Source organism: Desulfobulbus alkaliphilus (genome assembly GCF_016918545.1).
Lineage (GTDB): Bacteria > Desulfobacterota > Desulfobulbia > Desulfobulbales > Desulfobulbaceae > Desulfobulbus > Desulfobulbus alkaliphilus.
Genome location: NZ_JAFFQC010000110.1, coordinates 1 through 685, shown reverse-complemented (window position 1 = coordinate 685; position 685 = coordinate 1). Strand labels below are relative to the sequence as shown.

At 51.7% G+C, this 685-nt stretch carries 2 protein-coding genes; both read left to right on the top strand.

What is annotated here, in order from left to right:
* Nucleotides 1–5 precede the first annotated feature (5 nt).
* A complete protein-coding gene (locus tag JWG43_RS17615) occupies nucleotides 6–323 on the top strand; it encodes a type II toxin-antitoxin system RelB/DinJ family antitoxin (RefSeq protein ID WP_205244260.1) in 318 nt (105 codons plus the stop codon).
* Nucleotides 313–606: a type II toxin-antitoxin system RelE/ParE family toxin gene (locus tag JWG43_RS17610; RefSeq protein ID WP_205244259.1), complete on the top strand. Its 294-nt coding sequence runs from the start codon at nucleotides 313–315 to the stop codon at nucleotides 604–606. The genes JWG43_RS17615 and JWG43_RS17610 overlap by 11 nt, the downstream gene beginning before the upstream one ends.
* The last annotated feature ends 79 nt before the right edge of the window (nucleotides 607–685 follow it).

The following is a 685-nucleotide window of genomic DNA, read 5'->3' as shown; positions in this document are numbered from 1 at the left end:
AAATCATGGCTGCTAATGCACTGGTACAAACCCGCGTAGACGCCACTGTAAAAAAACGGGCGGCAGCGGTATTGGAAAACATGGGTTTGACCGTCTCGGATGCTGTCCGCATCCTGCTGACCCGCGTGGCTAACGAAGGCGGGTTACCCGCCGGCTTGACAACCGATCCGGATATTCATGATGCCTGGTTCCGGGCAAAGGTACAAGAAGCACTAGTCGACCCCCGCCCATCTGTTCCGCACGACCAGGTCGAAAACCATTTCATCAAGCGGCGCGCCGCAGCGTTTTGCGCAAAGTCGAAGAGAAACTGTCTTGAAGATTGAGTGGTCCGTGTTCGCCATCGAAGACCGAAACAAAATTTTCGATTTCATTGAGCAGGATGATCCCCGGGCCGCCATCTTCGTCGATGAACGTATAGAAGAACAGACTAAAATACTCAATCAATTCCCGAAATGCGGTCGCCAAGGACGGGTTGAGGGTACACGGGAACTGGTGATCACCCGTACACCCTATATTGTCACCTACCGGGTTTTGGATAATGCGGTTCGCATCCTGCGCGTGTTGCATGGCGCCCAATTATGGCCGGAAGACATACCGGATAAGTGAGCAGGAAAAAACCGATTATCTATTCATTTTCAAAAAATGGGTCTGTAGGTTGTGGGTGAGGAACGTACCCCAACAGATA

Bases quoted from the DNA above. Each gene is read 5' to 3' on its own strand.
- JWG43_RS17615 (WP_205244260.1), top strand. From the start codon at position 6: ATGGCTGCTAATGCACTGGTACAAACCCGCGTAGACGCCACTGTAAAA.